2 protein-coding genes are annotated in these 9826 nt (G+C 74.0%); both read left to right on the forward strand.

From position 1 onward, the window contains the following. Positions 1 to 95: 95 nt before the first annotated feature. Complete coding sequence (locus ACWIGU_RS44605) at positions 96 to 8018, forward strand: type I polyketide synthase (RefSeq protein WP_454407670.1); 7923 nt, start codon at positions 96 to 98, stop codon at positions 8016 to 8018. Positions 8019 to 8046: 28 nt separating this feature from the next. After that, on the forward strand, positions 8047 to 9826 hold a 1780-nt coding region (locus ACWIGU_RS44610), incomplete at its 3' end, for a type I polyketide synthase (protein ID WP_454407671.1).

Here is a 9826-nt window from a genome sequence, read left to right on the forward strand (position 1 = left end):
CCACCCACACCCAAGGCACCCCCACCAACCCACCCACCCACACCCACCACCACACCAACCTCCCCACCTACCCCTTCCAACCCACCCACTACTGGTTGGACGCAACGGCGACCTCCGCGACCGACGCGCTGCTCGCCCCAGCCGTCGAGCTCGCCGAGGACGACGGTCTGCTCTTCACCGGCGAGGTGGGCACGGCGCTGCTTCCCTGGCTCGCCGACCATGCGATGGGCGGTGTGCCGCTCGTGCCTGCGGCGCTCTTCGTCGAACTGGCTCTGCGCGCAGGCGAGAAGGCGGACGTCCCGGTCGTGGACGAACTGACGCTGGAGGCTCCGCTCGCCCTGCCGGCCGACGGCTCGGCGGTTCCGCTCCAGCTCACGGTGGGCGCCCCCGACGACACGGACCGGCGGCCGTTCAGCGTGCACGCCCGGCCCGCCGCCGGTGCGTCCTGGGTGCGGCACGCCTCCGGACGCCTTGCACCACTGGACAGCGAGGCCCCCGCGCCGGAAACCGTGTGGCCACCGGCCGACGCGGTCCGCACGGACGTGGCCGAGGTCTACGAACGGCTGGAGCTGCTGGGCTACGGCTACGGCCCGGCCTTCCGCAACCTGCGGGACGCCTGGGCGGTAGGGGACACCCTCTTCGCCGAAGCCGCGTTGCCGGAGGAACTGAGCGACTCCGCCGAAGACTTCACGCTGCACCCCGCGCTGCTCGACGCCGCACTGCATCTCGTGCCGCTGCGCAATGGCGGTGAGGAGCTGAAGCTCCCGTTCTCCTGGTCCGGCATCCGCCTCCACGCCACCGGGGCCGACACGGTGCGGATCCGGCTGGAGTCGGCGGGCGGGGACTCGATGTCCCTGTCGCTGACCGACTCGGCCGGGGGCCCGGTCGCCTCCGTGGACTCGGTGCATCTGCTGCCCGCCCCCGCCGCGACCGCAGCCCCGTCGGCCGCCGCGGGCGCCGACTCTCTGTACGCGGTGGAGTGGACGGAGCCGGTGGCGCACACCGGCCGGACGGGTGCGGTCCTGGCCGAGGCCGAGATCGTACGGATCGACTCCGGCCTCTCCGTGGCCGAGGCGACGCATCGCGCCCTGGCCCTCGTCCAGGAGTGGCTGGCTTCCGAACGGCCCACGGGCGCCAGGCTCGCCGTCGTCACCTCGGGCGCCGTCGCGGCCGAGCCGGGCGAGGCCGTCGCCGGTCTGCCGGCCGCCGCGGTGTGGGGTCTGCTGCGTACGGCCCAGTCCGAGCACCCCGGCAGCTTCGTCCTCGTCGACACGGATGACAGCGCGGCGAGCGAAGCCGCGCTGACCGGTGCGCCGGCAGGCGACGAACCCCAACTCGCCCTGCGCGAAGGCCGGGTGCTCGTGCCCCGGCTGGCCCGGATCGCGCCGGAGAGTCCGGACGCCGCGTCCCCGGCCGACCCGGTCGCCGGCCCGGCCGGGGCGGGCACCGTCCTGCTGACGGGAGCCACCGGGGCGCTGGGCGCCACGATCGCCGAGCGGCTCATCACCCATCACGGTGTCCGGCATCTGCTTCTCGCCGGGCGGCGCGGTCCGACGGCCCCCGGCGCGGCGGAACTGCTCGCGCACCTCACGGAGCTCGGGGCCGAAGTCACCCTCGTGGCCTGCGACACCGCCGACCGTGCCGCCGTCACCCGCCTGCTCACCGGCATCCCGGACGCACACCCCCTGAGCGCGGTCGTGCACGCGGCCGGGGTGCTCGACGACGGGGTGCTGGAGGATCTCACCCCGGACCGCATCGACGCCGTCCTGCGGCCGAAGGCGGACGCGGCCCTGCTGCTGCACGAACTCACCCGTGAACTCGGCCTGGAAGTCGCCGCCTTCATCCTCTTCTCCTCGGTCACCGGAGTCACCGGCAACGCCGGACAGGCCAACTACGCCGCGGCCAACGCCTATCTGGACGCCCTCGCCCAGCACCGCCACGCCCTCGGCCTGCCCGCCACCTCACTCGCCTGGGGACTCTGGGACCAGCCCGACGGCATGGGATCCCGGCTGGGCGCCTCCGATCTCGCCCGGCTCGCCCGGTCCGGGATCGCCCCGCTCCCCCAAGAGAGCGCCCTCCGGCTCTTCGACGACGCGCTCGGCTCCGGGCGCCCGCTGCTCGTCGCCTCCCGCTTCGCCACCGCCACCCTGGGCGAGGGAGGCGTGCCGGTTCCCGCACCCCTGCGGTCGCTCACGCCGACGCGTCCGCGACGGGCCGCCAACTCCGCTTCCGCACAGCCGGGTTCGACGTTCACCGACCAGCTGACCGGTCTCTCGAACGAGGAGGCGGAACGGAAGCTGCTGGAGCTGGTGCGCGCCACGACGGCCACCGTGCTGGGCCACGCGGACGCGGCGGCGGTGCCCGAAGGCCGTGCCTTCACCGATCTCGGTTTCGACTCCCTGGCAGCCGTCGACCTGCGCAACCGGCTCGGAACGGCCACCGGTCTGCGCCTGCCCACCACCCTGGTCTTCGACCACCCCACCCCACAGGCGCTCGCCACCCTGCTGCGTACCGAACTCGTCGGCGCCGGAGCGGATGCGGCCCCGGCCGACACCCCCGCGACGGCACCGGCGGGCGACACCGTGGACGATCCGATCGCCATCGTGTCCATGGCCTGCCGCTTCCCCGGCGGCGTGACCACCCCCGAGGAGTTGTGGCGGCTGGTCACTGACGAGACCGACGCGGTCTCCGGCTTCCCCACCGACCGGGGCTGGGACCTGGCCGGCCTCTACGACCCGGACGCGTCCCGCCCCGGCACCTCGTACGCCAGGGAGGGTGGATTCCTGCACACGGCCGCCGACTTCGACGCGGAGTTCTTCAGGATGAGCCCGCGCGAGGCCCTCACCACGGACCCGCAGCAGCGGCTGCTTTTGGAGACGGCCTGGGAGGCCTTCGAGCGGGCCGGGATCGACCCGGCCGGGCTGCGCGGCTCCCGTGCCGGGGTGTTCGCCGGTGTGATGTACAACGACTACGGGGCCCGGCTGCACCAGTCGCCGAACGCTCCCGGTGAGGTCGAGGGGTACCTGGTCAGCGGGAGCGCGGGCAGTGTGGCCTCCGGCCGGGTCTCGTACACCTTCGGTCTCGAGGGCCCGGCGGTGACCGTCGACACGGCGTGCTCCTCCTCCCTGGTGGCGCTGCATCTCGCGGCCCAGGCACTGCGGCAGGGCGAATGCGACCTGGCGCTCGCGGGCGGTGTGACGGTGATGGCCGGGCCCGCGACCTTCGTCGAGTTCAGCCGGCAGCGGGGGCTCTCCGCCGACGGGCGGTGCAAGCCGTTCGCGGAGGCCGCCGACGGCACGGGCTGGGGCGAGGGCGTGGGGCTGCTGCTCGTCGAGCGGCTCTCGGACGCCCGGCGCCACGGCCATGAGGTACTGGCCCTGCTCCGGGGCTCCGCCGTCAACCAGGACGGTGCGAGCAACGGCCTCACCGCACCCAACGGCCCCTCCCAGCAGCGGGTCATCCGCCAGGCACTGGACCGGGCCGGTCTCACCGCCCGGGACGTCGACGCCGTCGAGGCGCACGGGACCGGGACCCGGCTCGGGGACCCGATAGAGGCCCAGGCGCTGCTGGCCGTCTACGGGCAGGACCGACCGGAGGGCAGGCCCCTGCTGCTGGGCTCGGTGAAGTCCAACATCGGGCACACACAGGCTGCGGCAGGCGTCGCGGGCGTGATCAAGACCGTGCTCTCCATGCGGCACGGAACGCTGCCCAGGAGTCTGCACATCGACCGGCCGACCCCGCATGTCGACTGGTCGGAGGGTGGTGTCGAGTTGCTCACCGAGACGACCCCCTGGCCGGAGCACGACCGGCCCCGGCGGGCGGCCGTGTCGTCCTTCGGGATCAGCGGGACCAACGCCCACGTCATCCTGGAGGCGCCGGCGGACACCCCGGCCGCCACGGAGGCGGCGGGCACCGGCGCCGACGGCCCGCTCGTCCCGTGGCTGGTGACCGGGCACACGCCCGGTGCGCTGCGGGCCCGGGCGGCCCAGCTGGCCGAGGTCCTCGAACGGGAACCCCAGGTGCACCCGGCGGACGTGTCGGCGGCTCTGGCAGCCGGTCCGGGCGCTTTCGAGTACCGCGCTTCCTTCGTCGCGGCCGACCGGGAGGAGGCGCTGCGCGCGCTGGCCTCGGTGGCGTCGGGTGAGACGCGGGAGATCCTGGCGCCCGAGCGGGCCAGGACCGCGTTTCTCTTCACCGGTCAGGGCAGTCAGCGTGCGGGTGCGGGCAGGGAGCTGTACGCGGCGTACGACGTGTTCGCCGCCGCCTTCGACGAGGTCTGCGCGGCGCTCGACCCGGTCGTCGGCCGCTCGCTGCACGAGATCATGTTCGCCGATGAGGGCACTCCGGAGGCGGCCCTGCTGAACGAGACGCGGTACACGCAGCCCGCCCTGTTCGCCCTGGAGACGGCGTTGTTCCGGCTGGTGGAGCACTTCGGTGTGCGTCCCGACGCGTTGCTCGGGCACTCCATCGGGTCGGTGGCCGCCGCGCACGCGGCCGGTGTGCTGTCGCTGGGCGACGCGGCGACGCTGGTGGCGGCCCGTGGCCGGCTGATGCAGGGGCTGCCCGCCGGTGGCGCCATGCTGGCCGTCGCGCTGGACGAGGAAGCGGTGTCACGCCTGCTGACCGGTCTCGACGACCGTACGGGCATCGCCGCGCTCAACGGGCCCCGGGCCACGGTGGTGTCGGGCGAGGCCGGCGCGATCGACGAGATCGCCGCCCTGGCGGCGGAGTCGGGCGCCAGGACGCGCAGGCTCACCGTGAGCCACGCCTTCCACTCGCCGCTGATGGAACCGGTCCTCGCGGAGTTCCGTGAGGTGCTGTCGGGGCTGGAGTTCCGGGCGCCGGCCCTCACGGTGATCTCCGATCTCACCGGACAGGCCGTCGATCCCGACGACTTCGCCTCGGCCGACTACTGGGTCCGCCACGCCCGCGAGGCCGTCCGCTTCGCCGACGGTGTCCGCACCCTCAAGGAGCTGGGCATCGGCACGTTCCTGGAGCTCGGCCCGGACGCGGTGCTCGCGACCATGGCCGCCGACTCACACCCCGAGGCGGTGCTGCTGCCGCTGCTGCGCCGCGACCGCTCCGAACTCCGCTCGCTGCCGGAGGCCCTCGGCGCGCTGCACGCCGCGGGGGCCGGCGTCGGCCGGGCCGTGTACGGGGCGCGGGAGGGCCGCAGCCGCGTCGAGCTGCCCACGTACCCCTTTCAGCGCGAGCGCTACTGGCTGGACCGTCCGGCCGCTCCTGTCGGGACCGCCAGGGTGGCGCAGGCGGGGCTCGGGGCGACGGACCATCCGCTGCTCGGGGCGGCCGTGGAACTCGCCGGCGGCACCGGCACGGTCCACACCGGGCTGCTCTCCCTGGACAGCCATCCGTGGCTGGCCGACCATGCGGTTCTCGGCACCGTCGTCCTGCCGGGGGCGGCACTGCTCGAACTCGCCCTGTACGCGGGTCGGCAGGCCGGTGCCGACGTGGTCGACGAACTGACGCTCAGCGACCCGCTGCTGATCCCGGACACGGGGTCCGTGCAGGTGCAGGTGAGTGTGGGGGCCGAAGGGGCGGACGGCCGCAGGACGGTCACCGTCCACTCCCGGCGGTCGGATGCCGGGGACCGGGCCGGGTCCGACGACGCGGCCGGCGAGCCGTGGACGATGCACGCCTCCGGGGTTCTCGCTCCGGATACCGCCGCACAGCCGGAGCCGCAGACGGGGGCCTGGCCGCCGGCCGGTGCGGAACCCGTCGAGGTCGGTGACGCCTATGCCGAGCTGGCCGCGCTCGGGTACACGTACGGCCCCGCCTTCCAGGGTCTCCGGGCCGCCTGGCGTGACCCGGGCGACGGGACCTGGTTCGCCGAGGTCGGCCTGGCTGAAATCAACGGCGGCCACCTCCTCCCGCCGTCGCTCCTCGACTCGGCCCTGCACCCGCTCGCTCTCGCGGGCCCCGGACCGTCGGGCGGCCTGCCGGTCCCGTTCTCCTGGAACGGGGTGCGGGTGCACCCGACGCGGGCCGGGTCGGTGCGCGTGCGGCTGTCGGCGGCCGGGCCCGACACCACCGAACTGCTGCTCACCGACGATTCCGGGGCTCCGGTGCTCTCAGTGGCGTCCCTGGTGGTACGGGAGGCCGATCCGGAGCGGTTCGCTCGGGCCGGCCGGGACGCGGACGGGCTGTACCGGGTGGAGTGGACGACTCTGTCCGCTCCCGACGGGCAGCCGGCCGCGGTCGGTCTCGACGAGGCGCTCAGGATCGCGGACGCGGAGGGCGAGTTCCGGGGCGACGCCGTACTGGGCGAGGAGGAGCGTTCCCTGCCCGGCCTCACGCAGGTGCTGCGCGACTGGCTGGCAGACGCCCGGTTCGAGCAGGCCCGGCTGGTCGTCACGACGACCGGGGCGATCGCGGTCCGCGACGGCGACCCGGTGCCGGGGCTGGACCGGTCGGCGTGGTGGGGGCTGGTACGTACGGCCCAGACCGAGCATCCGGGGCGGTACGTCCTGGTCGACACGGACGGTACGGACGCCTCAACCCTCGTACGGGACAAGGCCCTCGGCACCGGCGAACCTCAACTGGCCCTCCGGGAAGGCGGGGTGCTGGTACCCAGCCTGGCCGCTGTCCCGGTCGCCGAGGAGGGTCGCACGGCCCTGCCGGACGCGGGGCGCGGCACGGTGCTCCTGACCGGTGCCACGGGAGCACTGGGCCGACTGGTCGCCGAGCGGCTCATCACCCACCACGGGGTACAGCGGCTCCATCTGACGGGCCGTCGGGGCCCGGACGCACCCGATGCCCGGCAACTCGTCGACGACCTCACCGGCCTTGGTGCCGAGGTCACCCTCACCGCCTGCGACATCGCGGACCGGGCCGCGCTCACGGAACTCCTCGACTCCATACCGGACAAGCATCCGCTGACCGCTGTCGTCCATGCGGCGGGGGTCACGGCGGACGCGACGCTGGCGGCGCTCACCGATGAGGCGTTCACGACGGTCCTCCGGCCGAAGGCCGACGCCGCCCTGCTGCTGCACGAGCTGACCCAGGAGCGGGGGATCGAGCTGGACGCCTTCGTCCTGTTCTCCTCGGTCGCGGGGATCATCGGCAACGCGGGCCAGGCCAACTACGCGGCGGCGAATACGTACGTGGACGCGCTGGCCCAGCACCGCCACGCGCTCGGACTGCCCGCGCTCTCGCTCGCCTGGGGGCTGTGGAAGCAGCCCGGCGGCATGGGCGGGGCCCTGAGCGGCGCCGATCTGGCCAGGCTCGCGCGTACCGGCATCACACCCCTGACCGCGGAAGAAGGGCTTGCGCTGTTCGACTCCGCGCTGGCCTCGGGGCTGGTCACCGCCGTGCCCGCAGGGCTGGACACCTCGGCGCTGCGCCGGCTCGGTGATCCGGACCGCGTACCGCCGCTGCTGCGGTCCCTGGTCGGCCTGCCGGCCAGCCGGCCCACGGTGGTGTCCGGGGCGGGCGGTGGACCCGTCGTCGCGGCGGACGGCGACGCCCCGTGGGTCCGCAAGCTCGCCGAGGCCGCCGAGGCGGAGCGGCCTCGCATCGTGCTGGATCTGGTGCGGGCGGTCGTGGCCGAGGTCCTCGGGCATCCGCCGAACCGGCCGGTTCCCGCCGACCGGGGTCTGCTCGACCTCGGTTTCGACTCCCTGACCGCCGTGGAACTGCGCAACCGCCTGGGTACCGAGACCGGGCTGAGGCTGCCCACCACCCTGCTCTTCGACCGGCCGACCGCGACCGCGCTCGCCATCCATCTCCACGGGGAGCTGACCGACCGGCTGCCCGGCGGGGCGGCCTCCACACTGGCCCGTATCGACGAGCTGGAGGCCGCCTTCGACGGAGCCGCGCTCGGCGCGGAGGCCCGCGACCGGATCACCGCCCGCCTGGCCGCCCTGCAGGCCAGGCTCGCGGCGGCCGGTGCCGCACCCGCCGTTGCCACAGACGCGGACACCACTGCCACCCCCCACCTGGACCAGGCATCCGACGACGAGCTCTTCCAGCTCATCGACGGACAGCTCGGCTCCGAATGATCCGTACGACGAGGAGAGTTGACGTCGCATGACGAACGAGGCCAGGCTCCGCGACTACCTCAAGCGCGTGACCAATGACCTGCTCCAGACCCGGCAGAGGCTGACCGAGGTCGAGGCCGAGCGGCACGAACCGATCGCGATCGTCGGCATGTCGTGCCGCTATCCGGGCGGGGTGCGCTCCCCCGAGGAGCTGTGGGAGATCGTCGCTTCGGGGACCGACGCGATCTCCCCGTTCCCGGAGAACCGGGGGTGGGACACCGCCGCGCTCTACGACCCCGATCCGGAGCGGACCGGCCGGAGCTACGCGCGGGAAGGCGGGTTCCTGCACGAGGCGGACCGCTTCGACCCGGCGTTCTTCGGCATCAGCCCGCGCGAGGCGACGGCCATCGACCCGCAGCAGCGGCTGCTGCTGGAGAGCGCCTGGGAGGCGTTCGAGCGGGCGGGCATCGACCCGGACACCCTCCGCGGCTCCCGCACCGGGGTGTTCGCCGGGGTGATGTACGGGGACTACGGCGGGCGGATCCGCCGGGCCCCGGACGGCCTGGAGGGTTACATCGGCACCGGCAGCGCCGGGTCCGTGGCGTCCGGCCGTCTCTCCTACACCTTCGGGCTGGAAGGCCCGGCGGTGACGGTGGACACGGCGTGCTCGTCGTCTCTGGTCGCGCTGCATCTGGCCGTGCAGTCGCTGCGCCGGGGCGAGTGCGATCTCGCACTCGCGGGCGGAGCGACGATCATCGCGACGCCCGGTCTGTTCGTCGAGTTCAGCAGGCAGCGCGGGCTGTCCCCGGACGGCCGGTGCAAGGCGTTCGCCGCGTCGGCGGACGGCACGGGCTGGGGCGAGGGGGTGGGGCTGCTCCTGGTCGAGCGGCTGTCGGACGCCCGCCGCAACGGCCACGAAGTGCTCGCCGTCGTCCGGGGCTCCGCCGTCAACCAGGACGGTACGAGCGGGCAGTTGTCCGCGCCCAACGGCCCCTCCCAGCAGCGGGTGATCCGCCAGGCCCTCGACGACGCCGGACTCACCACGGCGGATGTGGACGCGGTCGAGGCCCACGGCACGGGGACGAAGCTCGGCGACCCGATCGAGGCGCAGGCGCTGCTTGCCACATACGGACAGGACCGTCCTGCCGAACAACCGTTGTGGCTGGGCTCATTGAAGTCGAACATCGGGCACACCCAGGCAGCCGCCGGGGTCGGCGGGATCATCAAGATGGTGCAGGCCATGCGGTACGGGCTGCTGCCGAAGACCCTGCACGTGGACGAGCCGTCACCGCATGTCGACTGGGACGCCGGAGAGGTACGCCTGCTCACCAAGGACGAGGCGTGGCCCGAGCACGACAGGCCGCGCCGGGCCGCCGTCTCGTCATTCGGGATCAGCGGGACGAACGCACACGTCATCCTGGAGGCGCCCACGACGGAGGCCACGGACGGTGAGGGCGCGGCACCGGCCACGCCTTCCGCTGCGGTGCCGTGGCTGCTGTCCGCGCATGACCCCGAGGCTCTCAAGGAGCAGGCCGCGCAGCTGCGTTCGTATGTGGAGGGCCGCCCCGAGCTGGACCGGGCTGCGGTCGGCGGGGTGCTGGCCCGGGGCCGGGCCGCACTCGGTCATCGGGCGGTCGTCGTCGCCGGGAGCAACGAGGAGCTGGTGCCTGCGCTCGACTCGCTGGCCAGGGGCGTGCCGTCGGCCGATGTGGTGGAGGGTGTGGCCGCCGACCACGGGAAGACGGTCTTCGTGTTCCCGGGTCAGGGTTCGCAGTGGGAAGGCATGGCCCGCGAACTCCTGGCGACCTCACCCGTGTTCACCGAACACC

Source organism: Streptomyces sp. NPDC055400 (genome assembly GCF_053644375.1).